This window comes from Actinopolymorpha alba DSM 45243, from assembly GCF_000373925.1.
Classification (GTDB): domain Bacteria; phylum Actinomycetota; class Actinomycetes; order Propionibacteriales; family Actinopolymorphaceae; genus Actinopolymorpha; species Actinopolymorpha alba.
Genome location: NZ_KB892709.1, coordinates 123,655 through 149,012 on the forward strand (window position 1 = coordinate 123,655; position 25,358 = coordinate 149,012).

25 protein-coding genes and 1 tRNA gene are annotated in these 25,358 nt (G+C 67.7%); 13 read left to right on the forward strand and 13 right to left on the reverse strand.

The window, feature by feature from the left end:
- Window positions 1-88 precede the first annotated feature (88 nt).
- Entirely contained in the window at window positions 89-1,075 is a 987-nt protein-coding gene (locus B141_RS38960; RefSeq protein WP_020574100.1) for an MASE1 domain-containing protein, read from the forward strand.
- A gap of 54 nt (window positions 1,076-1,129) precedes the next feature.
- Window positions 1,130-1,792, forward strand: a complete 663-nt coding sequence (locus B141_RS0105125) for a DUF2461 family protein (RefSeq protein WP_020574101.1) — start codon at window positions 1,130-1,132, stop codon at window positions 1,790-1,792.
- Between the two features lie 11 nt (window positions 1,793-1,803).
- Here B141_RS0105125 and B141_RS0105130 read toward each other — a convergent pair whose 3' ends face one another.
- A complete protein-coding gene (locus B141_RS0105130) occupies window positions 1,804-2,556 on the reverse strand; it encodes a DUF4118 domain-containing protein (RefSeq protein WP_020574102.1) in 753 nt (250 codons plus the stop codon).
- Between the two features lie 218 nt (window positions 2,557-2,774).
- On the opposite strand from B141_RS0105130, the gene B141_RS0105135 reads away from it, so the two are divergent.
- Entirely contained in the window at window positions 2,775-3,452 is a 678-nt protein-coding gene (locus B141_RS0105135) for an HAD family hydrolase (protein ID WP_020574103.1), read from the forward strand.
- A gap of 21 nt (window positions 3,453-3,473) precedes the next feature.
- Here B141_RS0105135 and B141_RS0105140 read toward each other — a convergent pair whose 3' ends face one another.
- Window positions 3,474-4,439, reverse strand: a complete 966-nt coding sequence (locus B141_RS0105140; protein ID WP_020574104.1) for a helix-turn-helix transcriptional regulator — start codon at window positions 4,437-4,439, stop codon at window positions 3,474-3,476.
- An 84-nt stretch (window positions 4,440-4,523) separates the two neighbouring features.
- On the opposite strand from B141_RS0105140, the gene B141_RS0105145 reads away from it, so the two are divergent.
- From B141_RS0105145 to B141_RS0105155, 3 genes are read left to right on the forward strand one after another with little or no spacing between them, the layout of a single operon-like run.
- Window positions 4,524-5,048 (forward strand): DinB family protein, encoded by a 525-nt coding sequence (locus B141_RS0105145; protein ID WP_020574105.1) that lies wholly within the window; start codon window positions 4,524-4,526, stop codon window positions 5,046-5,048.
- 47 nt (window positions 5,049-5,095) lie between these two features.
- The gene (locus tag B141_RS0105150; protein WP_020574106.1) at window positions 5,096-5,662 is read left to right on the forward strand and encodes a cysteine hydrolase family protein; all 567 of its coding nucleotides are present in this window, start codon (window positions 5,096-5,098) and stop codon (window positions 5,660-5,662) included.
- Window positions 5,663-5,687: 25 nt separating this feature from the next.
- Window positions 5,688-6,005, forward strand: a complete 318-nt coding sequence (locus tag B141_RS0105155; RefSeq protein ID WP_020574107.1) for a DUF1905 domain-containing protein — start codon at window positions 5,688-5,690, stop codon at window positions 6,003-6,005.
- A gap of 4 nt (window positions 6,006-6,009) precedes the next feature.
- On the opposite strand, the gene B141_RS0105160 is transcribed toward B141_RS0105155, so the two are convergent.
- A tRNA-Arg gene (locus B141_RS0105160) sits at window positions 6,010-6,085 on the reverse strand.
- Between the two features lie 236 nt (window positions 6,086-6,321).
- Here B141_RS0105160 and B141_RS46740 point away from each other — a divergent pair.
- Together B141_RS46740 and ettA are read left to right on the forward strand one after the other, a co-directional pair.
- Entirely contained in the window at window positions 6,322-6,924 is a 603-nt protein-coding gene (locus B141_RS46740) for a single-stranded DNA-binding protein (RefSeq protein ID WP_020574108.1), read from the forward strand.
- A gap of 221 nt (window positions 6,925-7,145) precedes the next feature.
- Window positions 7,146-8,828, forward strand: a complete 1,683-nt coding sequence (ettA, locus tag B141_RS0105170) for an energy-dependent translational throttle protein EttA (RefSeq protein WP_020574109.1) — start codon at window positions 7,146-7,148, stop codon at window positions 8,826-8,828.
- Window positions 8,829-8,932: 104 nt separating this feature from the next.
- Here ettA and B141_RS0105175 read toward each other — a convergent pair whose 3' ends face one another.
- Window positions 8,933-9,445 (reverse strand): MarR family winged helix-turn-helix transcriptional regulator, encoded by a 513-nt coding sequence (locus B141_RS0105175; RefSeq protein ID WP_020574110.1) that lies wholly within the window; start codon window positions 9,443-9,445, stop codon window positions 8,933-8,935.
- 97 nt (window positions 9,446-9,542) lie between these two features.
- On the opposite strand from B141_RS0105175, the gene B141_RS0105180 reads away from it, so the two are divergent.
- Complete coding sequence (locus tag B141_RS0105180) at window positions 9,543-10,088, forward strand: YceI family protein (protein WP_020574111.1); 546 nt, start codon at window positions 9,543-9,545, stop codon at window positions 10,086-10,088.
- 103 nt (window positions 10,089-10,191) lie between these two features.
- Window positions 10,192-10,599: an acyl-CoA thioesterase gene (locus B141_RS0105185; protein WP_020574112.1), complete on the forward strand. Its 408-nt coding sequence runs from the start codon at window positions 10,192-10,194 to the stop codon at window positions 10,597-10,599.
- Window positions 10,600-10,627: 28 nt separating this feature from the next.
- On the opposite strand, the gene B141_RS0105190 is transcribed toward B141_RS0105185, so the two are convergent.
- On the reverse strand, window positions 10,628-11,284 hold the full coding sequence (locus tag B141_RS0105190; RefSeq protein ID WP_020574113.1) for a DUF1707 SHOCT-like domain-containing protein: 657 nt from the start codon (window positions 11,282-11,284) through the stop codon (window positions 10,628-10,630).
- 301 nt (window positions 11,285-11,585) lie between these two features.
- Here B141_RS0105190 and B141_RS0105195 point away from each other — a divergent pair, with 301 nt between their 5' ends.
- Entirely contained in the window at window positions 11,586-12,974 is a 1,389-nt protein-coding gene (locus B141_RS0105195) for a Gfo/Idh/MocA family protein (protein ID WP_020574114.1), read from the forward strand.
- Window positions 12,975-13,105: 131 nt separating this feature from the next.
- On the opposite strand, the gene B141_RS0105200 is transcribed toward B141_RS0105195, so the two are convergent.
- The 8 genes from B141_RS0105200 to B141_RS0105235 form a co-directional block, all read right to left on the reverse strand.
- Complete coding sequence (locus B141_RS0105200; RefSeq protein WP_020574115.1) at window positions 13,106-15,418, reverse strand: glycosyl hydrolase family 95 catalytic domain-containing protein; 2,313 nt, start codon at window positions 15,416-15,418, stop codon at window positions 13,106-13,108.
- 315 nt (window positions 15,419-15,733) lie between these two features.
- Complete coding sequence (locus B141_RS0105205) at window positions 15,734-17,389, reverse strand: glycoside hydrolase family 13 protein (RefSeq protein ID WP_020574116.1); 1,656 nt, start codon at window positions 17,387-17,389, stop codon at window positions 15,734-15,736.
- A 46-nt stretch (window positions 17,390-17,435) separates the two neighbouring features.
- Window positions 17,436-17,873, reverse strand: coding sequence for a globin (locus B141_RS0105210; RefSeq protein ID WP_020574117.1), 438 nt, complete (start codon window positions 17,871-17,873; stop codon window positions 17,436-17,438).
- 154 nt (window positions 17,874-18,027) lie between these two features.
- Window positions 18,028-19,050, reverse strand: a complete 1,023-nt coding sequence (locus B141_RS0105215) for an ABC transporter ATP-binding protein (RefSeq protein ID WP_020574118.1) — start codon at window positions 19,048-19,050, stop codon at window positions 18,028-18,030.
- 76 nt (window positions 19,051-19,126) lie between these two features.
- A complete protein-coding gene (locus B141_RS0105220) occupies window positions 19,127-20,104 on the reverse strand; it encodes an ABC transporter ATP-binding protein (RefSeq protein WP_020574119.1) in 978 nt (325 codons plus the stop codon).
- Window positions 20,105-21,034, reverse strand: a complete 930-nt coding sequence (locus tag B141_RS0105225; RefSeq protein WP_020574120.1) for an ABC transporter permease — start codon at window positions 21,032-21,034, stop codon at window positions 20,105-20,107.
- Window positions 21,031-22,101, reverse strand: a complete 1,071-nt coding sequence (locus B141_RS0105230) for an ABC transporter permease (RefSeq protein WP_084678101.1) — start codon at window positions 22,099-22,101, stop codon at window positions 21,031-21,033. The genes B141_RS0105225 and B141_RS0105230 overlap by 4 nt, the downstream gene beginning before the upstream one ends.
- A gap of 10 nt (window positions 22,102-22,111) precedes the next feature.
- Window positions 22,112-23,932, reverse strand: a complete 1,821-nt coding sequence (locus B141_RS0105235) for an ABC transporter substrate-binding protein (RefSeq protein WP_020574122.1) — start codon at window positions 23,930-23,932, stop codon at window positions 22,112-22,114.
- Between the two features lie 273 nt (window positions 23,933-24,205).
- Between B141_RS0105235 and B141_RS0105240 the strand changes: the two genes are divergently transcribed.
- Complete coding sequence (locus B141_RS0105240; protein WP_157180803.1) at window positions 24,206-24,688, forward strand: hypothetical protein; 483 nt, start codon at window positions 24,206-24,208, stop codon at window positions 24,686-24,688.
- Window positions 24,689-24,974: 286 nt separating this feature from the next.
- A partial coding sequence (locus B141_RS0105245) for a DUF222 domain-containing protein (RefSeq protein WP_026256928.1) occupies window positions 24,975-25,358 on the forward strand: 384 nt, incomplete at its 3' end.

Here is a 25,358-nt window from a genome sequence, read left to right on the forward strand (position 1 = left end):
GCCCGGACGGGCGAAGCCCGAGCAGGGCCGGAACCACACTGGGATCGGCCGGGACCAGGAGCCGAGTGGACGCGTAGCATCAGTTTGTGTGGCGAGCAACCACGGGCTCCGTCGTCTTACTTCCGGCGGCCTGCGGATCCTCGCCGTCGCGGCCGCCTACTTTGCGGTGGCGGAGGCGGGGCTGCTAGCTGAGATCGCCCGCCGGCAGGTGTCACCGTTGTGGCCGGCTACCGGGGTCGCGCTGGTTTGCCTGCTTCTCCTGGGTTGGCGGGTCTGGCCCGGAATCGCCCTTGGTGCGTTCCTCTCCAACCTCGTGCTCGGCATCTCCGAGCTGGTGTCCGCCGCGCTCGCGCTCGGCACCACGCTGAGCCTGCTCTGTGCGTACTGGCTGCTGCGCCGGGTGGGGTTCAGTACCGAGCTGGAGCGGCTACGGGACGCGCTGGCACTGGTGTTCCTCGCCGCCTTCGCCGGAATGCTCCTGAGCGCGACCGTGGGCGCGGGCGCTCTGGTCGTGTCTGGGGGAACCCCGGCGCGGGATTTCTGGCAGACCTGGATGCTGTGGTGGACCGGTGACGCGCTTGGCGTGCTCATCGTCGCGCCTGTCCTGCTCATGGCCCGCCGCCTGCGGTGGCCGCGAGGCGTCCGGTGGTACAGATGGGTCGAGGGCGCGGCGCTCGTGGTCGGCACCTTCGCGGCCATGGTTGTGGCGGTCAGAAGCCTTGAGGTGATCTTCGTCGCGTTCCCGTTCCTCATCTGGGCGGGTTTCCGCTTCCAGCTGGTCGGGACAGCGCCGGTCGCGCTCATCGCGGCGACGGTGGCAGTCGACGCGCAGGCGCGCGGCCTTGGGCCGTTCGGGGGTCACGGGTTGGCGTACGACATGGTGATTCTTCAACTTTTCAACGGATCTGTGGCCTTGGTCGGGCTCGTCCTCGCCGCGCTCATCGCCGAACGCGACCGTGCCCAGCGCGACATCGAGCAGACCGTGGGACAACTCGCCGACGTGGTGAACCATCTCGAACGCGGCACGGGTTTCGGCAATCCGGCCAAGCGCTGGGACCTCCCACCCGGCCACTGACCGGGATCCTCCTGTGCCATCCGGTATGTCGGTGTCGGGTGGCAGAGTGCCGGCATGGGAGGACGATTCGAGGGCTGGCCCGAGCAGGCGTTTGACGTGCTTCTGCGCCTCGACGGTGATCCGTCGCTCGCCGTGCGCGAGGGATGTCGCAAAGACCGCGAACGCCTTGTACGTCAGCCGATGGTGGCGCTGCTCCAGGACCTCGCGGACGCCGACCCGGCCTACGACGACTTCTCGGTCTGGCACTACCGCACCATGATCCGCGCGTGGCAACACCAGGGCACGGCGATCAGGATCGCCCGCCACGTCGAGATTGGGGTGGGGTTCGACCTCGACGGCCTGCACGTGCAGGGGGCGTGGTGGTACGCCGACCGCGTGCCGATCGACCGGTTCCGGGCGGCGGTCGCCGACGAGGAGAGCGGCTCCGCTCTGGTGGAGATCCTGGAGGGCATACGAGGCAAAGGGTTCGAGATTGCCGGAGACATGATGAAACGAACTCCCCGCGGTTATCCGGCCGATCATCCGCGCGGTGAGCTGCTGCGCCACCGGTCGGTCCTGGCTCGACGCCCCCTCGGCTGTGACGACTGGCTGCACACACCGAAGGCGGTCGGCCGAGTCCTCCAGGCATGTCACGATCTGCGTCCGATGACGGATTGGTTCACCGAGCATGTCGTGGTCGACGCCGGGGTCGGGGTGACCACCGGCTCGTCCGGGTAAACGACAGCGGCTCAGTCGCGCGGCGACTCCAGGGCCGGGCCGACCTGGTTGGCGAGGGTGACCGCGACCCGGCGTTGCTCCAGCGACGGCCGGACGATACCCGTCGCCGCGGTGAGCAGGAAGTGTCCATAGGTGGCGCCGCCGCGTTGTACGACGATCGCGGTCTCGGTGTCTGTGGGTAGCCCGTCGCGCTCGACGTTGACCCGGTGGCTGTTGCGGGTGACGGTTCCGTCGTGCTGGAGGACCGGAAGTCCAGTGCTTGGGCCGGGGACGAAGCGGCAGTCGTCGATTCCCAGGAGTTCGACGATCTGCCCGGCGACATGATCGATGAGGACGCTCGCGGAGGTCTGTCCGGCGGCGACGGCGGCCGCGGTGTCGAGGACTCCGGACAGGTAGCCCTGCTCCCGGCTGGCGCTGGCCTGATGGCGCCGGCCCCAGAGCGCAAGTTCGGAGACGCCGGCGCCCACCAACAGGAGCAGCACGGTGGTCTCGATGTCGGCCTGGTCTGTGATCGCGAACCGGTGGTACGGAGCGGTGAGGAAGAAGTCGAACCACACCGCACTCGAGAGCGCCGCGATGATGCCGGCCGACCGGATACCGGTGGCGGCCACGGCCACAACGAGCAACACCAGCACTAGGGTGGCGTTGGTGTTCGCCACACTCTCCCGGAACACCGCGAGCACGGCGCAGACCACCGGCGGAGCGGCGAGCGCGGCCAGGATGATCCACGGCCGCTGAGCCCGGAGAGTCGAATCCGTGCTCATGCGCGTCCTCGCTGCGCTCCGGGCGCGCATGAGGCACTCCAGGCACTGTGTTGAACGATTCGCTCGGTGCGCTCGCTCATGCCACCATCCAACCGCATGTCCCCGAGGTCCGGCTGGCTCACCCGCAATCAGATCGCAGCGTCCAACCCCCGGATAAGATCCCCTCCGGAGAGGGGAGGACCGTTGACCGGCTGCGCTTGCGAGGCAGGAGCACAGCAGTGACCGACGGCACCGCTCGGCGTGTCCGGGCGGTCGTGTTCGACCTCGACGGCACTCTCGTCGACACGATGCGGTCGGCACCACAGGCGTACGTCGACACGATCCGCGCGCTTGGTGGTCCGGTCCTCACGCGGGACGAGCTCGTCGCCATCTGGAATCTCGGCCCGACCCAGGTGGTGCTGGCGCACGCACTGGGCCGCGCGGTCACGGCGGCGGACATCGACTGCTACTTCGAACACTTCGCCGCAGCCATGGCGGATGTGCGACCCTTCCCCGGCATCGTCGACATGCTGGACAAGCTCACCCGTCACGGCTACCTGCTCGGAGTGTTCACTGGCGCCACCCGGCGTGCGGCGACCCTCATGCTCGACAGGGCAGGCATCGCAGAAACCTTCTCGATCATCGTCGCAGGCGACGAGGTGGGCCAGCCCAAGCCCGCACCGGTCGGTCTTCAGCTTGCCTGCCACGCACTCCGGGCGAGCCCGGCGGAGGCTGCCTATGTCGGCGACGCCGATGTGGATCTGAGCTGCGCCGCGGCAGCCGGGTCGTTGGGAGTGCGCGCGGCGTGGGGACAGTCAGGCGGCTACTTAGGCGGCGCGGCCGGCCGAGTCGGTCCGATGGTCGTACGGCATCCCCGTGAGCTTCCGGACGTGCTTGTACGTCCCAACGTCGGATAAGCGGCGAGGCAGCGCTGGTTGTCAGCGAGGTGGACTGTCGCCAGCAGTCAGCAGTCGCTGCCCGAGGACGCGTGCGGCCGTCTGGATTTCGGGTGACTTCACGATCCGGTATGCGGCCGGGAGCATCACGAGCTGCCCGGCGTACCACACCGGGTTGCTGGTGCTACCGACGAGACGGGTGGTCTGGGCGTCGAGCGGCTCGAGCAATCCCATGGCTCGGGGGAGGCAGCGCGCCACGGTGTCGACAGGCGCGTCGATGACGACCTCGACGTCGTAGTCCCAGCCGACGGCGAGGTGTGCCTCCAGCTCCGCGACCGGATCGAGGTCGGCAGGTGGGGTGAACATCTGGTCGAGGATCTCGACGGCGGTGACCCGGTCGATGCGGTAGGCCCGTCGAGCCTCGGCGGAGTGGGACCAGCACAGGAGGTACCACCGGCCGTGGCGTACGACGACCGCCCACGGGTCGACCTCGATGGCCCGCTCCGATCCGGCCTCGGAGCGGTAGCCGATCCGCACCCGGCGGTGGTTCGAACGCGCTTGAACGAGGGTGGTCGTGGTCTCGGGGTCGGGCCGGGCGGCGCCGCGGTCGGGGACAGGCGCCGTGGACCGGCGGACGGCTTCGGCCTGGGCGGCCACAGGCTCCGGGAGCGCCCGCACGATCTTGCTCAGCGCTCCGCCGACCAGCGCGGTGGGATCGCTCGCGTCGTGGTGGCCGTCGAGCACAGCCATGACCAACCCGAGGGCCTCGGCGGCGCTGAACATCAGGGGTGGAAGCCGAAGGCCACGGCCGACCCGAAAGCCGCCGTAGGGCCCGCGGAGGGACTCGATCGGGATGCCAGCCTCGCGGAGGATGCCGACGTATCGCCGGGCGGCTCGCTCGGAGACACCGAGCTTCTCGGCGAGCCGGTCAGCGGTGATACCCGGGCTGCTCTGGAGCAGCTCGAGGGCCCGCAGCGCCCGTGCCGTGGGGCTCACGTCGTTCGGCATCACACACTCCCGCATTCCGGAAGTAGAACGTCCGGAACGGACCCTACAGTGCCTGCCGTGACTGAGAACAACCAACCAATACTCATGGAGCCACCGGCCGCCGGCACCGAGATCGACACCCTGATCGGATCGCTGGAGAGGCAGCGCCTTACGTTCGCCTGGAAGTGCGCTGACCTGGACTCCACCGGCCTGCGGGCGACGACCGCCGCCACGACGATGACCCTCGGCGGGCTGCTCAAGCACCTCGCTCTGGTCGAGGACGACTACTTCTCCGTGCGACTGCTCGGGCGCGCCCCCAACCCGCCGTGGGACAAGGTCGACTGGGAGTCCGACCCGGACTGGGAGTGGCGTACGGCCGCCGTGGACACTCCCGAGCAGCTCTACGCGCTCTGGGAAGAGAGCGTGGCCCGCTCCCGCGCCAACCTGACCGTGGCGCTGGCCGATGGTGATCCAGGTCAGCTCATTCACCGCTCCTGGCCAGACGGTCGATCCCCGAGCATCCGCCGCATGCTCGTCGACATGATCGAGGAGTACGCCCGGCACACCGGCCACGCCGACCTTCTCCGCGAGGCCATCGACGGTCGGGTCGGGGAGGACCCGCCCAGCTAACCGTGCAAGCCTCGCGACCAGAGACAGACAAGAGACAGGAATGCCCCATGACGACCCTTGCTGATCGGCCGAACACAGCCCTGCTTGTCATCGACGTCCAGAACGGCGTGGTGGCCAACGCCCATCACCGCGACGAGGTGATCTCGAACATCAACACCCTGGTTGGCAAGGCGCGCGCGGAGGACGTGCCGGTGGTCTGGGTGCAGCACTCGGACGCCAATCTCCCGCGGGAGAGCGAGAGCTGGGAGTACGTGCCGGAGCTGGTCCGCGACGAATCGGAGCCTCTCGTCCACAAAACCTACCTCGACTCGTTCGAGGGCACCGACCTGGAGGCAGTGCTCGCTGAGCGTGGAGTGGGACGACTCATCGTCACCGGCGCCCAGACCGATGCGTGCATCCGCTCGACCATCCACGGAGCCTTCGTCCGCGGGTACGACGTGACGTTGGTTGGCGATGCGCACACCACAGAGGACCTCAGCGACTACGGCGCGCCGCCCCCGGACAAGGTGATCGCGCACACCAACCTCTACTGGCAGGAGCAGCGCGCGCCGGGGCGTAGTGGGGAGACCGTCAGTTCGGCAGAGGTCAGCTTCACGGTGGGCGACGCGACCTGAGTTGGGTGGAAGGGGTCAGGACTCCATGGACCTAGAGTTCAGCGGCATGGACCTGGAGTTCAGCGGCGAGATCTGGGAGTGGCGCGGCCCGGCGCCGTACTACTTCATCACCGTGCCCGACGAGGAGAGCCTCGACATCCGGGCTGTGTCCGGGGCCGTCACCTACGGCTGGGGGATGATCCCGGTCCGGGTGCGGATCGGCGACACCGAGTGGGCGACCTCGCTGTGGCCCAAGGACGGGCGTTACGTCGTACCGCTGAAAGGCGCGGTGCGCAAGGCCGAAGGGCTCCACGAAGGCGACACGGTCACAGTCCGGCTGGCGACGAGCGACCCGCGCGGGTGAAGGTTGGCGCGCCCGGGAGGATTCGAACCTCCGACCAACAGATTAGAAGTCTGTCGCTCTATCCACTGAGCTACGGGCGCCGGCCACTGACGGACGCCGACTCGCGTCGCCGCGGGAAATCGTAGTGGAGACCGCTGCCGGATGCGGACACCGAACGGCTGTGAATCGGCCCGAGTTGATCTCACGTCGGCGATGACCGGCTTTTGTCCACAGATGCCGAGATGGCTCGTTTGTCCACAGATGGGTTCGCCCCCGGTCCACCGGCGGGCCCGCTCGGGCACCTTTGAGGGCACCAGCTCACGAGAAGGGTCGCCCCATGAACGAGACGATGGTCAGCATCGCCGGCAATGTCGCCACCGACCTGCGGTTCCTCCGCTCCGACCGAGGCACCCCGCTCGCATCGTTCCGTCTCGCCTCGACGCCGCGACGTTACGACCGATATCAGGGCGGATGGGTCGATGGCCACACGACGTTCGTGACGGTGCTGTGCTGGCGGACCCTGGCGGAGAACGCCGCCGCAAGTCTGCGCAAGGGCGAGCCGGTAGTGGTCTTCGGTCGCCTGCGGGTGGAGGCGTGGGAGAAGGAGGGTCGCACTGGTACGACCGTGGAGATCGAGGCCACCGCGTTGGGGCATGACCTGTCCCGGGGGACCTCCGCTTTCCGGCGTACCCGCCGCGAGCAGGGCGAGTCGTCCTCCGACACCGAGGTCGCGGAGGAGCTTGCCAGGAGTTGGGACGCGCAGACGAGCGAGGCTCCCGGCGGCTCCGCGCCTACTGCGCCTGCCGCGGGAGCACCTCGACCTGAAGATGTCGGCGCCGACACCGAGGAGGGCGTGCTGCCCACACGCCCGGGGAGCAACGGCCATCGCCCCCAGCCAAGCCCCCCGACCTCGGCCGGCTCCGATCGGCGGGCTGCCTGACCGGCCCGCCTGGAGTGGAGCGCGGACCTGCCCCCGCGCTTCCACCGCTGCCGGGCGGTCGTTCTTCCATACGCGGTGTGCGCCCCTGCCAACCCAGCCGCGGGCGAGGGAGACACCGCCCGGCAGCTCCTTCACCGCCCGGAAGTATTCCCGCTTGCCCGGTGTTGCAGGATAGATACTCGTCTGGTTCTGGTCCCAACCCTTTTCAAGGTGGATTCGACGTGCCTGAGCACATCTACACGATGCGCGGCGTCCGCAAATCACTCGGGGACAAGGTGGTCCTCGACAACGTGACGCTTTCGTTCCTGCCCGGGGCGAAGATCGGCGTCGTCGGCCCTAACGGCACGGGCAAGTCGACCTTGCTCAAGATCATGGCAGGCATGGAGCAACCGTCCAACGGTGACGTCATGCTCGCCCCGGGCGCGACGGTCGGCATGCTCCAGCAGGAGCCCCCGCTGACCGAGGACAAGAACGTCCTCGAGAACGTCCAGGAGGGCGTGGCCGATACCAAGGCCATGCTCGACAGGTTCAACGAGATCTCCGCTGAGCTGGCTGACCCGGACGCCGACTACGACACACTGCTGGCCGAGATGGGGGAGTTGCAGACCCAGCTCGATCATCGGGACGCCTGGGACCTCGACTCCCGGCTCGAGATGGCGATGGACGCGCTGCGCTGCCCTCCGGCAGATGCCGACGTCACCAAGCTCTCCGGTGGTGAGCGGCGCCGGGTCGCCCTCTGCAAGCTGCTGCTGGCCCAGCCCGACCTCCTGCTGCTAGACGAGCCGACCAACCACCTCGACGCCGAGAGTGTCCAGTGGCTCGAGCAGCACCTCGCGAGCTATCCGGGCACCGTCCTCGCGGTGACCCACGACAGGTACTTCCTCGACAACGTTGCCCGCTGGATTCTCGAGCTCGACCGGGGCAAGACGCACCCCTACGAGGGCAACTACTCGACCTACCTCGAGACCAAGCAGGAGCGGCTCAAGGTCGAGGGCCGTAAGGACGCCAAGCGCAAGCGGATTCTCGAGCAGGAGCTGGAGTGGGTCCGGTCCAACCCCAAGGCCCGCCAGGCTAAAAGCAAAGCACGCCTCCAGCGGTACGAAGAGCTCGCCGCGGAGGCCGAGCGGGTCAAGAAGATCGACTTCGAAGAGATCCAGGTCCCGCCCGGCCCGCGCCTTGGCAACGTCATCCTCGACGTCAACGACCTTGCCAAGAGCTTCGGTGACCGGCCCCTCATCGACAAGCTCTCCTTCTCACTCCCGCGCGCCGGCATCGTTGGTGTGATCGGCCCGAACGGCGTGGGCAAGACGACGCTGTTCCGGATGATCGTTGGCGAGGAGAAGCCCGACTCGGGGGAGCTTCGCGTCGGCGAGACGGTCAGCATCTCCTACGTCGACCAGTCCCGGGAGAAGCTCCCGGGGGACAAGACCGTGTGGGAAACCGTGTCCGACGGCCTCGACTGGATCCGGGTCGCCAGCTTCGAAATGCCGAGCCGCGCCTACGTCGCGTCGTTCGGCTTCAAGGGGACCGACCAGCAAAAGCGCGCCGGAATCCTGTCGGGCGGTGAGCGTAACCGCCTCAACCTCGCGTTGACGCTGAAGCAGGGCGGCAACCTGCTCATGCTCGACGAGCCGACCAACGACCTCGACGTCGAGACGCTCCAGTCGCTGGAGAACGCCCTGCTGGAGTTCCCCGGCTGCGCTGTGGTGACGTCTCACGACCGGTGGTTCCTCGACCGGGTAGCGACGCACATCCTCGCGTGGGAGGGCACCGACGAAAACCCCGCGAACTGGTTCTGGTTCGAGGGCAACTTCGCCGACTACGAGGCGAACAAGATCGAGCGCCTCGGCCCGGATGCGGCGCGTCCGCACCGGGTGACCTACCGGCGACTCACTCGGGACTAAGAGATCGCGCGCGGATAGGCGACTTCCCTATCCGCATCCGCGCGACCTCTGTCCGACTCTGGCGCGGCGGGGATCAGGAGCACTCCTGGTCCCCGCTTCCGATGTCAGCAGCCGCTCTCCAGCGCGTCGTCGGCCGCTGCTGGTGTGGAGGGCTGGCGGTTCTGGCCGATCCGGTCCGCGTGGGCGGCGACGGCCTCGAAGGCCCGGCCAATGGTGGCGAAGTCATCCGCGCTTACCACGTCGACGAACGTCTCGCGTACGCCGGCCACATGCATGGGCGCGGCGTCCACCAGCGTGTCGTAACCCTTGGCGGTCAACCTGGCCAGCACGCCTCGGCCATCAGAGGGGCAGGACACCCGCTCGACGAGGCCGGCTGACTCCATGCGGTTGATCGTGTGGGTGAGTCGACTGCGCGAGTGATGCACCGATTGGGCCAACTCGGTCATCCGCAGGGTGCGCTCCGGAGCCTCCGAGAGGCGTACCAGGATCTCGTACTCCGGCATTGACAGGCCGATCGAGCGCAGGTCGCGATCAAGGCGCTCCATCAACTTGGCGCTGCCCAGGAGGTAGGACCGCCATGCCTTCTGCTGAGTTGCCGTGAGCCACCGCGTCGTCATGCGACCATCCTACCGGAATAGTTGACAGTTCAACTAGGTTCCGACTAGCGTTCGCACAAGTTGAATCTTCAACCTACCTCCCAAGGAGCAGAACGCCATGAGCACCACGGCGACAGCTTTGACTGCCGGCACCTGGACGATCGACCCGACCCACTCCGAGGTCGGCTTCACAGTGCGCCACCTGATGACGAAGGTGCGGGGGGCGTTCCGCGACTTCGAGGGATCGATCGAGGTGGCGGAGGACCAGGCGACGTCCAAGGCCACCGCGAGCATCCAGCTGGCCTCGATCGACACTGGTACCCAGCAGCGCGACGACCACGTGCGCTCGGGCGACTTCTTCGACGTCGAGAAGCACCCGTCGATGACCTTCACCTCGACCGGTCTCAAGCCGGGTGGTGACGGGTTCATTCTCGTTGGTGACCTCACGATCAAGGGGGTCACGAAGGAGGTGGAGCTCGAGGTGGAGTTCCTCGGCGTGGACAACGACGCCTACGGCAACACCCGCGCCGGCTTCGAGGCCACGACCAAGATCAACCGCAAGGATTTCGGTGTGGACGCCAACGTCCCGCTGGGTGGCGAGAAGTTCCTCATCGGCGACCAGGTGTCCGTCAACATCTCCGTCCAGGCGGTCCTGCAGAAGTAACCGCGCGCGCCCGCTGCGTGAGGGGTGGCCGTGACCACATGTCGGCGGCCACCCTCGGGCCCGAGGTCCGGCGATCCGACCTTTACCTGAGAGGATCGCACCCGTGGCACATTTCGTCTTTCCATGCCCGCTGCGTTGGTCCGACATGGACACGTACGGGCACGTTAATAATGTCGTCTACCTGAGGTACCTCGAAGAGGCCAGGGTGGCGATGTTCTTCAACGGGGCCAGGGAAGCCGGTGTCAAGAGCTTCGAGGGTGAGCTCGTGGTCGTCCGGCACGAGATCGACTACCGTCGCCCGCTGGTCTTCCGGCCCGAGCCGGTGCTCATCGAGACCTGGGTTACCGACATCCGTTCGTCGTCGTTCGGCCTGAGGTACGAAGTGCGCGACGAGGAGACCACCTTCGCCAGGGCAAGCAGTGTTCTGGCGGCGTACGACGCGGACCTTGGCCACGCGCGCCGGTTGACGCAGGAGGAGCGCGCCTGGCTCGAGCGGTTCCGCTCGGAGTAAACCCTCAGGTCCAGCCCTCCCGGCGGGCCTACGCTTCGATGGCGGGGTTGGATTTGTCCTTCGGCTTCTTGCGCGGCTTGCGCTTGACCTCGACTCCTCCCCAGAAGGCGAGGCCCGTGACTCGTACGACGGGCTGCCCTGGGCGGGCTTCCATATGTGCGCCGGTCTCGTCGAAGCCACCCATGATGCCAACGCCGTCGACGACCACGTTGACATCCTCCGGAACGGTGATCTCGATGCCGCCCATCACCGCGAACGCACGGATCGTCACCTCGCGTTGCGCGAAACGCGCGTCGCGCAGGTCGAGCTGGACCCCGCCCATGAAGGCCACCGCGGTGTAGGCGGGCGGGACGACCCACATGCCGCGGCGACTTGCCCCTGACAAGAGTGCGACGGAGAACGACTGGCCCGGCGTACCACCGACGCGAGGAAAGTCGTTCGACGATGACGGCGCCACCGCGGCCGCGGGCGTCTGCACCGCATCGACCGCCGGAAGGTCTGTGGTGAGGCGCTCAAGCTCAGCGTATGTCTTGGCGGCGAACACGCCGTCGAGGCGCTCGTCGAGCTCTTCGAGAGTGAGGCGGCCTTCACCGGCGGCGTCCCGAAGCACCTCGGCGACGCGATGCCGGTCGGCGTCTGAGGCGCGGATGTCGCGCGGGTTGGTCGGCTCGGGCAACTGGTTCACAGCGTCAGCTTAGGACCTGGCGCCCGGGCAATGCGCGGGGCGCTGTGCGGATGGTCGACGGACGTGGTAATCGCGCGGCCGGTGGCCGGGCTTCGGGTAGGTCCCGCAGGTGTCAGACGGGCCCATCGAAGGGAGGGCTGAGAGAGGTGGTTCGCCAGGTACGAAGGGCGTGGGTAACACTGGTCGAGCGGCTTGGCCACTGCTCTTGCCAGCCGCCGTGCGATCGGTCAGGCTTGCGCAGCAAGCGCTTACCGTACGCGTGGACAGTCCTTGACAAAGAGGATCGCCGGAAGGGGCCCGCATGACCACTGAGCAACCGTCCAGCCAAGAAGGGGAGAACAGCACCGACGGAAGTCAGGTCGGAGTTCGTGGACGGGCACGGTATGCGGTCGTCGGGCTCGGGTCGCGGTCTCGGATGTTCACCGCCGCGCTTCTGACCGACTACAAGGAATACGGCGAGCTTGTCGGGCTGTGCGATCTCAACCAGACGCGGATGCGATATTACAACGGGCTGTTCGCCGATTCCTACGGCGCCGAACCCATCCCGACCTACCGGCCGGACGAATTCGTTCGCATGCTGGAGGAGCAGCGGGTCGACACCGTGATCGTCACCTCCGTCGACCGCACGCACGATCACTACATCGTGACCGCGCTCGAGAATGGCTGCGACGTCATCTCCGAGAAGCCGCTCACCACCGACGCGGCCAAGTGTCAACGCATCCTGGACGCGCACGAACGCACCGGCCGGAAGCTGACCGTTTCGTTCAACTATCGCTACGCGCCGCGTAATTCCGCGGTCAAGGAACTCATCCAGTCGGGCGTGATTGGGGACATCCAGTCAGTGCATTTCGAATGGCTGCTGGACACCCGGCATGGCGCCGACTATTTCCGGCGCTGGCACCGCGACAAGCGGAATTCCGGTGGGTTGATGATTCACAAGGCCAGCCATCACTTCGACCTGGTGAACTGGTGGTTGGGCGAGACTCCCGAGACGGTGTTCGGGTTCGGGGACCTGCGCTTCTATGGGCGTGACAACGCCGAACGCCGGGGCGAGGTGGTGAGCAGCTACCGCAGTCACGGAAACCCCGACATCGAGAAGGACCTGTGGGCGATCCGGCTTGCTGACGACCCGACGCTGCGCTCGCTCTATCTCGAAGCCGAGCACGAGGACGGCTACGTGCGTGACCGCAACGTCTTCACCGACGGGATCAGCATCGAGGATGACATGGCGGTGCTGGTCCGGTACCAGTCTGGCGCCACGCTGTCATACCACCTCACGGCGTACTCGCCCTGGGAGGGTTACCGCGTGATGTTCAACGGCACCAAGGGCCGGATCGAGTTGGACGTGGAGGAGCGGTCGTACGTCAGCGGCGCTGCTCACGACCCCAACAAGCCCGGATCGGGCGCGCCGAAGGCACCTCCGATCGACTCCGCGCGGCTCACCGTGCGACCGTTGTGGGACATTCCCCAACCGGTCACGGTCGAGGAGGGCAGTGGCGGCCACGGCGGCGGCGACCGGCGATTGCTGGCGGATCTCTTCGGCGCGGCAGAGGAGTCAGACCCGCTCGGCCGGGCCGCCACCCATCTCGACGGCGCCTACGCGATGCTGGTCGGGGCCGCGGCCAACCGTTCCTTTGCGACCGGCCAGGCAGTGCGGATCAACGATCTGGTGCGCTTCCCCGGCGCCTGAGCTAGCCGGGTTTTCTTGGCCCTCGAGCCTCTCGAGTTGTCATAGGTTTCTCGGTCTCTTAGCCGAGAAACCTATGACAACCCGAGGCCGACCGGCGCCTTGTGGGGCCTCCTGACCTACCAGCGCTCCCGCTAGTCGGAGGCGAGGGCTTCGTAGTGGCGGCCTTCGCGGAGCAGGAAGGCCACCTCGTCACCGTCACAGTGATGATCGACGAGTTCGCCTGTCTCGGCGTCCAGGAGTTTGTACGCGCCGCGGTCGAAGACGCCGCACTTGACCCGAACCCTCTGGTCATGGTGGGCGGTGAGGTAAACCTGCCTGGCGTGGCCGGCCGCCCAGCTGACGTCAACGGTGACACCGCCCCGGGCCCGCAGACCGATCACGCTCCCGCTCTCCCATGCCGTGGGTAGGGCGGGAAGGACGTGGATGGTCGCGAGCCCGTCCGCGAGGCGGCTCTGGACCAACATCTCGGCGATCCCGGCGGTCGCGCCGAAATTACCGTCGATCTGGAACGGCGGATGGGTGTCCCACAGGTTGGGCAGGGTCGAGTGGTGCAGGAGTTCGCGCAGCATGAGATACGCGTGGTCACCATCGAGCAGGCGAGCCCAAAAGTTGATCTTCCAGGCTTTGCTCCAGCCCGTACCTCCGTCGCCGCGCGCCCGCAAGGTGACCTTGACGGCATCGGTGAGCTTGGTTTCGGTCAGCGGGGAGAGCTGTGCTCCTGGGTGAAGCGCGTACAGGTGGGAGACGTGGCGGTGCTCGTCGACGGGGTCGTCAAGGTCGACTTTCCACTCCTGGAGTTGGCCCCAGGAGCCGACGCGCAGGCCGGGATCCAGGCGCGCCAGTGTGTCAACGAGCTCCTGACGTAGGCCAGGATCGTCTCCCAGCAGCTGGTTGGCCGCCAGGGTGTTCGCGAGGAGGTCCCAGACGAGTTGCTGCGACATCGCGGCGCCGGCCGTCACCAGCCCGTGCTCGGGGGAGTAGCTCGGCGAGACCACCAGCTGGCCATCTGACGGGTCGGTGACGAGGAAGTCCAGCCAGAAGCGCGCCGCCTCCGCCATGACCGGATAGGCCTTCTCGCGAAGGAAATCGAGGTCGCCCTCGAACTCGTAGTGCTCCCAGAGGTGCCGGCACAGCCAGGCTGCCGCCTCCGGAAACCAGAACGACTTTGGGTAGTCGCGTACGCCGTTGAAACCCCAGATGTTGGTCTGGTTGTGCACAACCCAGCCGCGTACGCCGCAGATCTGCTGGGCGGCTTCGCGGCCGGGCAGGCGCTGCGCGTCGATGAAGTCGAACAACGGCTCGGTGGTCTCGGCGAGATTGGTCAGGTGCGCCGGCCAGTAGTTCATCTGCAGGTTGATGTTGACGTGATAGTCACTGGACCACGGCGGCGCGGTGGAGGCGTTCCAGACTCCCTGCAGGTTGGCGGGAAGCGAACCCGGCCGGGAGGAGGCGACCAGAAGGTACCGGCCGTACTGGAAGTGCAATACCTCCAGGGCGCGACTATCCGGCCCGGCTCCGTCGTAGCGGTCCAGGAGTTCGCCGGTCGGCATCGTGAGGGTCGCCGGCTGGCCGAGGTCGAGGCGGACGCGGTGGAAGAGGCTGCCGTGGTCGGTGACGTGGCTGGCGCGCAGCGCGGCGTACGTCTGCGAGGCAGCCGTGTTTACCTGCCGGGTGATCCGGCGGTGCGGGTCCTTGCCGCGATAGCGCGGATAGCGATCGGCGTAGTCGGTGCCGGCCGACAGGAGGATGGTCACCGCCTGGGCTTCTCGCACCGTGACGGTTTCCTCGCCGTCATGGAGGGTGCCGTTCTCGGCGATGACGAGGATCTGGCCTTCGTAGATCAGGCCGTTGTCGGGAAGTGCGCCCCGCACCATGATCCGTCCGTTGTGGACATGGACGTGGGCATGGTCATGCGGGGATGTGAAGCGCACTGTCAAGGACAGCTTGGCAGCCTTGCTCGCCGTCAACCTGGTGGCGATCACCCCGGCCGGATGGCTGGCGAAATGTTCGCGAAGGTAACGCACCCCGTCGATGGTGTACTCGACCCGCGCGATTCCTTCAGCGAGGTCGAGGCTACGGCGGTAATGGCTGGGCGCGACCCCCGCGTCGTGAAGGTCGATGTACAGATCGCCGAACGGTTGGTAGGCGCCGAAGCCCCAGTCGGGTTGGCCGAGTTGGCTGGCGAGCCAGTCGGGTTCGGCATGACTGCGTTCGGTGAGCTCGTCCCGGACCCTCTGCAGAGCACCGGGGCGGGGGGTCTCCCACAGGCCGTATCCATAGGCGTGGCCGTCTTCGACCGAACCCGGACCACCAGTCCACAGGCTTTTTTCGTTGAGCTGCAGGCGTTCGGACGCGACGCCCCCGAAGACCATCGCGCCCAGGCGGCCATTTCCGATCGGCAGCGCCTCGCGTTCCCAGTCGCTCGCCGGCTCGTCGTACCACAACGTGAGGGGATGAGTGGGCAGGAACGAAAACTCCGAACCGTCAGCTGCCGATCGTGAGGATTGGATGGCGGGCCTCCTGACAAGTCAGGGTGGGCACGGGCACGAGATGGGTGGAACAGGAACGAACCTCTCATGATCGTACCTGCGAGATTTCTTTCCGTCAGTGCCGCAAGTCCCCGCGAAACAGCCGAACTGGTGCAGGTACGACGTCCGGAAGAGGCCGATTCCGCAAGAAATGACGTGGTAGCGGCGTGCCTCGCCCACCGGCGGCGGGCCCGACCGCATCCCGCGTCGGGCCCGCATTCCGGTCGAACGTCAGCGAAGCCGAAGCCAGGCGGCGGCGCCCACGAAAAGCTGACCGTCGAGCACCGGTGCGCTGGCGAGCAGGACGTCGGCCTTGGCCGGCAACGGCACCACCCTCCGGGAGAGGTTCACCACGCAACGGAAGTTGGTGCCGCGGTCGAACGCCAGCACCCCCTCGGGTGAGTCGTCCCGCCAGGTGAGCGAACCGTCACCCAACCCCGGGACCGACCGGCGAAGGCTGAGCGCCTCGCGGTAGAGCTCCAGCATCGAGAACTGATCGCCGGTCTGGGCCTCCACACTGAGGTCCTTCCACCCTGACGGCTGCGGCAGCCACGGCGTACCGGTGCCGAAACCCAGCGCGGGCTCGTCCGCCGACCACGGCAGCGGGACCCGGCAGCCGTCGCGGCCGCGGGACTGGTGTCCGGAGCGCTCCCAGATCGGGTCCTGGAGGGCCTCGACGGGGAGGTTCTCGACCTCAGGGAGCCCAAGCTCGTCGCCCTGGTAGATGTACGCGCCACCGGGAAGCGCCAGCATGAGGAGCGCGGCGGCGCGGGCCCGAAGGACGCCGGGCACGAGATCGGTGGGAACGCTGCCCGCGCCCTTGTGTTCCTGGCCCGCGGCCCGGCCGTAGCGGGTGACGTGCCGGATCACGTCGTGGTTGGAGAGCACCCAGGTCGCGGGGGCGTTCTCCTCGCCGAGGGTCTGCAGGCTGTGGTCGATCGACCGGCGGAACTCCTCGGCATTCCAGCCGCACTTGAGGAAGTCGAAGTTGAACGCCGTATGCAGCTCGTCGGGGCGCAGGTAGCGCGCGAGCCGGTTGGTCTCGGTGCGTACCCACGCCTCGGCGACGAAGAGCCGCGCACCTTCGGGCGTTCCGGCGTAGGAGTCGGCGATGCGGCGCCAGTCGCGGTAGATGTCGTGGACGCCGTCGCGGTCCCAGTGCGGGTGGTCGGGGATATCGGGCTCGGCGAGCAGTTCCTCTTCGTCCAACCCGATGTCGGGAAGGGCGGCGTGCTTGTCGAGACCATGCGCGACGTCGATGCGGAAGCCGTCGATACCGCGGTCGAACCAGAACCGCAGGATGTCCTCGAACTCCTGGCGGACCTCGGGGTTGGACCAGTTGAGGTCGGGCTGCTCGGGCGCGAAGAGGTGGAGGTACCACTCCTCCGGGACGCCCTCGTCATCGAGGAGGCGGGTCCAGGCCGGGCCGCCGAACACCGAACGCCAGTCGTTCGGGGGGAAGGCGCCGTCGGGTCCGTGCCCCGGTCGGAACCAGTAGCGCGCCCGGGCGGGCGAGCCGGGCTCCGACGCCAGCGCCTCCTTGAACCACTCGTGCTGGTCGGAGGTGTGGTTGGGAACGATGTCGAGGATGACCCGCAGGCCGTGCTCATGCGCCTCGGCGATCATCTGCTCCGCCTCGGCGAGGGTCCCGAACTCCGGCGCGATCGCGCGGAAGTCGGCCACGTCGTACCCACCGTCAGCCAGCGGGGAGGTGTACCACGGCGTGATCCAGATCGCGTCGACACCGAGCGCGGCGAGGTAGGGGAGCCGGGAACGGATGCCGGTGATGTCCCCCACGCCGTCGCCGTTCCCGTCGGCGAAACTACGGATGTAGATCTGGTAGATCACGGCACTGCGCCACCAGTCGGTGGGCGTGGTCGACGTCATACGTCACTCTCCCTGAGGGACAAGCGGGGACGATGGGCTGCCGGTCTCAGCCGAGCAGATTGGGGCGCTGGTCGTCGAACGTGTTGACCAGCATGCGGGCGGCCCGCACGAGGTAGCTCCAGAGCTCGTGTTCGTGTTCCGGTGCGAGTTCGAGCTCGTCGACGGCGACCCGCATGTGGGCGAGCCAGCGGTCGTGGGCGTCCTCGGTCACGGCGAACGGCGCGTGCCGCATCCGCAACCGCGGATGGCCACGCTGCTCGGAGTAGGTGTGGGGACCACCCCAGTACTGCTCGAGGAACAACAGCAGGCGTTCCTCGGCGCCGGCCAGGTCGGGCTCGGGATACATCGGGCGCAGGACCGGATCCTCGGCCACGCCCTCATAGAAACGGCGGACGAGACGGGCGAAGGTTTCGTGCCCGCCGACGGCGTCGTAGAAGGTCTCTGCGGGCCGGACAGGCCGGCCGGGCTGCGGTTGCTCGCTCATCGCCGTCCATTGTGACAACCGGCCGCAAGCGCGGGTACGCCACCGGTCCCGGAGCCGCGCGGTGAGGGCCCCAAATGATCACGTTTACGTGGTCATTGCCGGCCTCACATGGCATCGACACCACGCGAAGCAGGTAATGACCACGTAAACGTGATCATTTGGGGGAGTCCGCCGTCGGCGTCAGGCGGGCGGCGTGGAGGTGGCAGGCGACGGCGGGCGCGCCGTCGGTCGGGTCGGTGCCGAGGACCGGCAGGGGCGTACGCCGGCACGCCTCGGCCACCCCGGCCTGCTCGGCCGCCCCTGACGCAAGCTCGTGGCAGCGCGGGTGGAACCGGCAGCCGGCCGGGATGCGGGTGACGTCCGGCGGCTCGCCGGAGAGGATGATCGACCGGTCGACGGGGGAGTCAGGGAGTACGGACACCAGGGCCTGGGTGTAGGGGTGCCGCGGGTTGGTGAGCACCTGCTCGGTCGGGCCCGACTCGACGATCCGGCCGAGGTACATCACGGCCAGCCGGTCGGCGATGCTCCAGGCGAGCCCGAGGTCATGGGTGACCACCAGCGCCGCCAGCCCGAACTCCTCCCGCAGCCGCAGCAGCAGCGCCAGGATCTCCCCGCGTACGGACGCGTCGAGGGAGGCGACGGGTTCGTCGGCGATGATCACCTTGGGTTCGAGGACGAGCGCGCCGGCGATCACGACGCGCTGCCGCTGACCTCCGGAGAGTTCGTGGGGGTACGCGAGGAAGAAGCGCTCCGGTGGGCGCAGGCCGCAACGAGCGAGCGCCTCAGCCACCCGGTCGCGTTCGTTGTCGGAGATCCCGTGGATGCGCAGGCCCTCCGCGACCGCTTCGTAGACGGTGTGCCGCGGATTGAGGGCGCCGGTCGGGTCCTGCAGGACAAGCTGGACCGCGCGGCGGTAGCTCTTCAGCGCGCCCGTGGAGTACGCCAGTGGCCGGCCGGCGTACTCCACCTGGCCGGCGGAAGGTCGCACCAGGCCGAGGAGGGTACGCGCCAAGGTCGTCTTGCCGCAGCCGGATTCGCCAGCCAGGGCAAGGATCTCGCCGGGTGCAAGGTCAAGGTTGACGCCATCGACGGCCCGCGCCCGCCGGCCGCCGCGCACCCGGAAGTCCACCTCGAGCCCGCGGGCGGACAGGACGGGCGACGGGCTGCGCTTGCTCATGCGCGTCCTCGCTTCGCTGCGGGCGCGCATGAGGCACTCGAGGCGCTGTGTTGAACGATTCGCTCGCTGCGCTCGCTCATGGCGTACTCCTCGCGGCGGTGTCGACCCGAACGCAGGCGGCGACCCGCTCGGGCCCGGCAGGCACCAGATCGACCTGCGTCGATGAGCATTCGGGGAGGACCACCGGGCAGCGCGGATGGAACGCGCAGCCGGATGGGAGCGCGGTGGGATCTGGTGGGTCACCGCCCAGCCCGCGTGGCTGGCCGCGCGTGGCCGGGTCGCCGATGGTGGGGAACGCCGAGGCGAGGGCGCGGGAATAGGGATGCCGCGGGTCGGCGAACACCTGGTGGGCAGGGCCTTCCTCGACCACCCGGCCGGCGTACATCACCGCGAGTCGCGCGCAGGTCGACGACAACACGGACAGGTCGTGGCTGATCATGAGCAGGCCGATGTCCCGCTCCGCCACCAGGCCGGCGATCAGGTCGAGCACCTGCGCCTGGATCATCACGTCGAGCGCGGTGGTGGCCTCGTCCGCGACGATCAGCCGGGGCGAGCACGCCAGGGCCATCGCGATCATCACCCGCTGTCGCTGGCCGCCGGAGAGTTCGTGGGGATAACTGCGGGCCCGCCAGCCGGGCAGGCCGACCTGGGAGAGCAGCTCCTCGGCGCGCTGCCGGGCGCCGGCCTCGCTGACCTTCTCGTGCAGGAGGATGGGTTCGGCGATCTGGCGCCCGATCCGGTGCACGGGGTTGAGAGCGTGCATGGCGCCCTGGAACACGATCGAGGTGCCAGCCCAGCGGACCGCCCGCAGCCGGCCCCACGACATCCCCAGTACCTCCTCGCCGTCGAGCCGGATCTCGCCTCGCACGGACGCGCTGGCCGGCAGGAGACGCAGGAGCGCGAGTGCCAAGGTGGACTTGCCACAGCCGGACTCGCCCGCGATGCCGAGGGTTTCGCCTGGCCGCAACCTCAGGTTGACGCCGCGGACGGCGGGCACGTCACCGCGGGCCGAGCGGTAGGTGACCTCGAGATCGCGGATGTCGAGCAGGGTCATTCAGCGACCTCGCAGTCTCGGGTTGAACACCGCTTCGAGCGCCCGGCCACACAACGTGAAGCACAGCACGACCGCGAGGATGGCAAGGCCGGGCGTGAGGAGGTACCACCACGCGCCGTACGTCACCGCCCCGGAGGAGTTGGCCCGGCTGAGCATGCTGCCCCACGACACCCGGGACGGATCGCCAAGACCGAGGAACGACAGAGTCGCCTCGGCGAGCACCGCGCTCGCGACCTCCAGCGTGGTGCTGGCGAGGACGAGCGGCATCACGTTCGGCAGGACGTGGCGGGTCATCTGGTGCCAGTGGCCGGCGCCGAGGGCCTTCGCGCGTTCGAGATAGGGGCGAGCCTCCACCGCGAGGGTCTGCGCGCGGATCAGCCGTGCCGTACCCGGCCACGACGTCACCCCGATCGCGATCACGATGGTGGTGAGGCTGGGGCCGAGGACCGCGGCCAGGGCGATCGCGAGCACCAGCCGTGGAAGGACGATGAACCAGTCGGTGACCCGCATCAGCAGTCCGGTGAGCCAACCGCCGAAGTGACCGGCCGCGATGCCGACAAGGGTGCCGATCACCATCGCGAGGAGGGTCGCCGTGATGCCCACCAACAACGAGATCCGGGCACCCCAGAGGGTGAGCAGCAGGACCGAACGCCCGGTCTCGTCGGTCCCGAGCGGGAACTCCAGGCTGGGCGGTTGGAGCCGGTCGCCGGTCGCCTGGGTGACGTCCAGCGCGTCCCGGTCGGAGATGAGCGGCGCGGCCAGGGCGAGGACGACGATGATGAGGAGGCCGGCGAGGCCGACCATCCCGGCCCGCTGCTGGCGGTACTCGCGCCAGAACCGGCCGATGGCGGCACGCCGGCGTTGCCAGGCCAGGGCCCGCACCGACGTCAGCCGCGGCGCGTCCGGCGTACCCGGAAGGGGTGTGTTCATGCGTGCCGCACCCGTGGATCGAGGAATCGGTAGACGAGGTCGGCGGCGGTGTTGGCGAGGATCACCGCGCTGGAGAAGAACAGAAAGGTGCCCTGGAGCAGCGGCAGGTCCGGAATCTTCAACGCTTGGTACGCGAGGAGCCCAAGGCCCGGCCAGCTGAACACCGTCTCGGTGAGGATGGCGCCGCCGACCACGCCGCCGAGTTGGAGGAAGACCAGCGTCACAGTCGGGAGGAGGGCGTTGGGTACCGCATGCCGGCGGCGGACCATGTCGTCGCGCAGCCCCTTGGCACGGGCCGTGACGAGGTAGTCGCCGCCCTTCTCGTCCAGTACGGAGGAACGCATCACCAGGACGTACTGCGCGTAGATCACCGACGCCATCGTGAGGACGGGAAGGACCAGGTGGTGGAGGGTGTCGAGGGTCTGCGGCCAGAAGCCGGGCGGTGTGTGCGGCGACACCATGCCGTTGATGGGAAACAGCCCGAGGTAGCGGGCGAACACCATGATGATGATCATCCCGAGCCAGAACGTCGGCGCCGACCACAACGTCAGGGAGAGCCCGACCTGCACCTTGTCGAACCTGCTGCCCTGGCGCCAGCCGGCCCGGGCCCCGATCCACAGGCCGAGGCTCGCCGCCACCACCAGCGCGGTGCCGGTGAGGAGGACGGTGGCGCCGAGGCGTTCCCCGATGAGGGTGGTGACCGGCTGCTGGTACTGGTACGACTCGCCGAGATCCCCGGTGAGCACGCCTTGCAGGTAGTGCAGGAACTGCAGGGACAGCGGCTGATCCAGCCCAAGCTGTTCGCGTAGTGCCGCGCGCTCCGCCGGTGTCGTGGGGACGTCCCGGGTCAACGCGTCGACCGGGTCACCGCCGAGGATGCGGAAGAGGAAGAACGCCGACAGGACCACCATGAACAACGAGATCGCCGCGCCGCCGAGCTTGCTCAGTAGATAGCGGACGAAACCGTCGCCTCCGCCGGGCCGCCGGCCGCCGTCGTCAGTGCTGGCGTTGGTGGGGTTGGTGGCCGGGCCGTCCGGCTCGGCCACCAACGATGGATCCCTTGTCATGACGGGCGGACTACTCCCGCTCGTCCGCGGTCCGGCGGCGACGCAGGACGATGACCGCGGCGGCCGCGGCGATCACCACCACCGCGGCACCCCCGCCCAGGAAGAGGGGAGTGCGCGATCCCGCCTCCTCCGCGGCCTGGACCGGCTTGGCCGACTGGTAGGCCCAGTTGCCCTGCTGGCCGGAGATCATGCCGCGCTTCTCTGGCTGCTTGACGAAGCCGGTCCAGCGGTCGCTGCGGTAGGCCTCGAGCGTGTCGGCGTACCGCAGGGTGATGACCGGCGCCTGCGTATAGAGGATCTCCTGCATCTGTTTGACGATCTCGGCTCGCGCCGCGATGTCGCTTTCCCGCTTCTGCTGGTCGTGCAGCTTGTCGTACTCGGGATTGCAGTAGAACGTGTCGGTGTCGCGTTGCGTGCCGGTCGCGTCGTCGGGGAGTACACCGCACGTGTGCAGGCTGAGGATCGAGGTGGGGTCGGGTCCGACGCCCCAGCCGGAGAAGATGATGTCGTACTTGCCGAGATAGAGAAGGTCGTTGAGCTTGGTGAAGTCGGCGCTCTCGATCTTGGTGTCGATGCCGACTTCTTTCCACCAACCCTTGAGGTATTCGGAGTCAGTGGCTTCGGTCGGGGTGTCGGAGTGGTTCAGCAGGCGAAACTTCAGCGGCTGACCGTTGCCCGGCATCCGCCGGATGCCGTCGGGACCGCGCTGGTAACCAGCTTCGTCGAGAATGCGGTTGGCTTCGGCGAGGTCGAACGTCACCTTCTCGGACTCACCGGGCTGCCAGAAATAGGTGCTGAAGATCGGCGGAATGTAGCTTACGCCGGGTTGCGCGAGGCCGTCGTTGACCTTCGCGATCATTTCTTCCTTGTCGATCGCGTGGTGGATCGCCTGGCGGACCCGGGCGTCCTTCAACGCGGGATGGCCGTCACCGAACCCCTTACCCGCCTTGGTCCGCGCACCGACGTTGAAGGTGATCGAACCGAACCGGCGGTTCTGGGCCTGGTTGAGGGTGATGCCCGGCTTGCCTTTCAGCGCCTTGAACTGCGCGGGCGTCAGGCCGCTCACGATGTCGACCTCGCCCTCGAGAAGAGCCTGCACGCTCGCGTCGGGCGTTTTGTAATAGCGGAAGACGAGTTCGTCGTACGCCGGCGCGCCGCCCCAGTACTCTTTGTTGGCCTTCAGGCGAATGAACTGGTCCGTCTTGAATTCCACGACCTGGAAGGGGCCGGAGCCCACCAGTGGGAAGTCGAAGTTCTTGAACTTCCCGAGGCTGTCGATCTTTTCCCAGATGTGCTTGGGCACGATCGCGTTGTCGAGGGCCAGCATCTGGTTGGTGGGCTGCTTGAGCTTGATGACGAGCGTGGTGTCGTTGGGAGCTTCGACGCTCTCGAAGTTCTCCACCAGGTCGGACGATGACGCGCGGGCATCCTTGTCGGTCATCATCAGGTTGTAGGTGAATGCCGCGTCGTGCGCGGTGAGCGGCTTGCCGTCGGAGAACTTCACGCCCGTACGGAGGGTGTAGGTCCACGTCAGGTGGTCCGACGACTCTTTCCAACTGGCCGCGATTCCGGGAACGGGCTTGTAATCCTTCGCGCTCCAGTCGATGAGCGAGTCGTACGTCAGGCCGGCGACGGTGTAGCCGATCGCGAAGAACGACATAAATGGATTGAACGTGTCAACAGACTGGGAGGCGGCGACCACGAGCTGGGTCGGTTGCTCCTCCTCGGCCTTCTCGGCGTACGCGACGGTCGGTAGACCGACGGCAACGACGCACATGAGCGCCGCGAAGCCGGCGGCGGTTCGACGCCACCGCTGTGGTGCGTTCCGCATCTGGGCAGTCCTCCCGGGCACTCAGAAAATTTCCGCCGATGATGTGGTGTCGCAGGTAAGTGACGGCGATGGTGCCGTGGCAAACGAGTCCGGGTCAAGGCTTCGGCGGTAAGCGACACGTGGCCGTTACCTGAGAACCAGCCCGAGCGATCGATCGATCGGCCAAAATGCGGGAGCATGACGGACCCGCGCGGTGGAAACGGCTGGCCCACCCCGCCGATGCCCGCTCCGAATCCGGCCACGCGCCGGAGGCGTGGTGCGAAGGCTTGGCGGGTGGTGGGCATTCTTGTGGCGGTATCGCTGGCGGCCCTGGTAGTGGTCGGCGCGTTGTGGCTCGCCGGTCTCTGGACGTACGCCGGTCACGATCGCATTGAGCTGATTGACGATCCGAGGGTCGCTGAACCTGCTGAACGCGCATGTGCCCGCATGGTCGCCGCGCTGCCGGCACCGGCGGCCGGTTCGCAGCTGGACCTCAGGGCGCGGGTTATGCGGCAGGAGAACGCCGCGGTCATGGAGATGGTTCGCGCCGTTCGAGCATTGGGAACCGAGCGACTCGAGGACGACCATCCGACCCTTGCCTGGCTGGACGACTGGGAGGCGCTGGTCCGGTTACGTGAGGAGTACGCCACCAATCTCGCGGCGGGTCGGCCGGCAACGTTGGTCCTGCCGACGATTGATGGGTACCCGATCACGCACCGCATGAACGACGTGGGCCTCGACTGCCAGGTGCCGCCGCGCCTCGTCGACCTCCCCTAGCTCCAGCTTTATGGCGCGCGCTCCCGTGATCATGATCTCGTTCGTGAAGGGTTTCGGGACGTATAGCCCTATCTGCCTTCATGATCATGGAACGCGGGTCTGGCGGTGGGCGGGGCGGCTGGCATCGCGGGGCGTGCCGTTTTGGGTCGGGGGGCACCCTTGTACGGCTCTATTGGCCAAGGGTGCCCCCGACCCAAAACGGTGACCCCTCCCGATGCCGAATGGCCTTGTTTTGTTGTGCTTTCGTGGACCGGGGTTGTCGGTGGTCGCCGGTAGTGTCCGGGGCATGGATTCGACCTCGACGGACGCGGGCCGGCACCCGTTCTCGGTGCTGGTCGAACGGATACGTGTCCGCCTCGCCGAGGAGTCTGGTGCGCCGTTGTGGTCGACTCCAGGGGACGAGCTCACCGACCTGCTGGTCAGTCTTGAAGCTCTCTCGGCGCAGCTCGAGGCGGTCCAGCTGCAGGTGATCCGCGAGGCGGACCGGCGTGACCTGGGTGCCAGTGTCGGTGCGACGGGTACGGCGGCGTTGTTGTCGTCGCTGCTGCGGATGCGCCCCGAACACGCGCGGGCGGCAGTGAAGCTGGCCAACGACCTGGACACCGTGCTCCCGCTTGTGCAGTTGGCGTTGAACGCGGGCGAGATCAGCGCCGATCACGCCCGCGTGATC

Coding starts and splice junctions, on each gene's coding strand:
- B141_RS0105125 (WP_020574101.1), top strand. CDS start 1,130: ATGGGAGGACGATTCGAGGGCTGGCCCGAGCAGGCGTTTGACGTGCTT.
- B141_RS0105130 (WP_020574102.1), bottom strand. CDS start 2,556: ATGAGCACGGATTCGACTCTCCGGGCTCAGCGGCCGTGGATCATCCTG.
- B141_RS0105140 (WP_020574104.1), bottom strand. CDS start 4,439: ATGCCGAACGACGTGAGCCCCACGGCACGGGCGCTGCGGGCCCTCGAG.
- B141_RS0105145 (WP_020574105.1), top strand. CDS start 4,524: ATGGAGCCACCGGCCGCCGGCACCGAGATCGACACCCTGATCGGATCG.
- B141_RS0105150 (WP_020574106.1), top strand. CDS start 5,096: ATGACGACCCTTGCTGATCGGCCGAACACAGCCCTGCTTGTCATCGAC.
- B141_RS0105155 (WP_020574107.1), top strand. CDS start 5,688: ATGGACCTAGAGTTCAGCGGCATGGACCTGGAGTTCAGCGGCGAGATC.
- B141_RS46740 (WP_020574108.1), top strand. CDS start 6,322: ATGAACGAGACGATGGTCAGCATCGCCGGCAATGTCGCCACCGACCTG.
- B141_RS0105175 (WP_020574110.1), bottom strand. CDS start 9,445: ATGACGACGCGGTGGCTCACGGCAACTCAGCAGAAGGCATGGCGGTCC.
- B141_RS0105180 (WP_020574111.1), top strand. CDS start 9,543: ATGAGCACCACGGCGACAGCTTTGACTGCCGGCACCTGGACGATCGAC.
- B141_RS0105195 (WP_020574114.1), top strand. CDS start 11,586: ATGACCACTGAGCAACCGTCCAGCCAAGAAGGGGAGAACAGCACCGAC.
- B141_RS0105205 (WP_020574116.1), bottom strand. CDS start 17,389: ATGACGTCGACCACGCCCACCGACTGGTGGCGCAGTGCCGTGATCTAC.
- B141_RS0105210 (WP_020574117.1), bottom strand. CDS start 17,873: ATGAGCGAGCAACCGCAGCCCGGCCGGCCTGTCCGGCCCGCAGAGACC.
- B141_RS0105215 (WP_020574118.1), bottom strand. CDS start 19,050: ATGAGCAAGCGCAGCCCGTCGCCCGTCCTGTCCGCCCGCGGGCTCGAG.
- B141_RS0105220 (WP_020574119.1), bottom strand. CDS start 20,104: ATGACCCTGCTCGACATCCGCGATCTCGAGGTCACCTACCGCTCGGCC.
- B141_RS0105225 (WP_020574120.1), bottom strand. CDS start 21,034: ATGAACACACCCCTTCCGGGTACGCCGGACGCGCCGCGGCTGACGTCG.
- B141_RS0105230 (WP_084678101.1), bottom strand. CDS start 22,101: ATGACAAGGGATCCATCGTTGGTGGCCGAGCCGGACGGCCCGGCCACC.
- B141_RS0105235 (WP_020574122.1), bottom strand. CDS start 23,932: ATGCGGAACGCACCACAGCGGTGGCGTCGAACCGCCGCCGGCTTCGCG.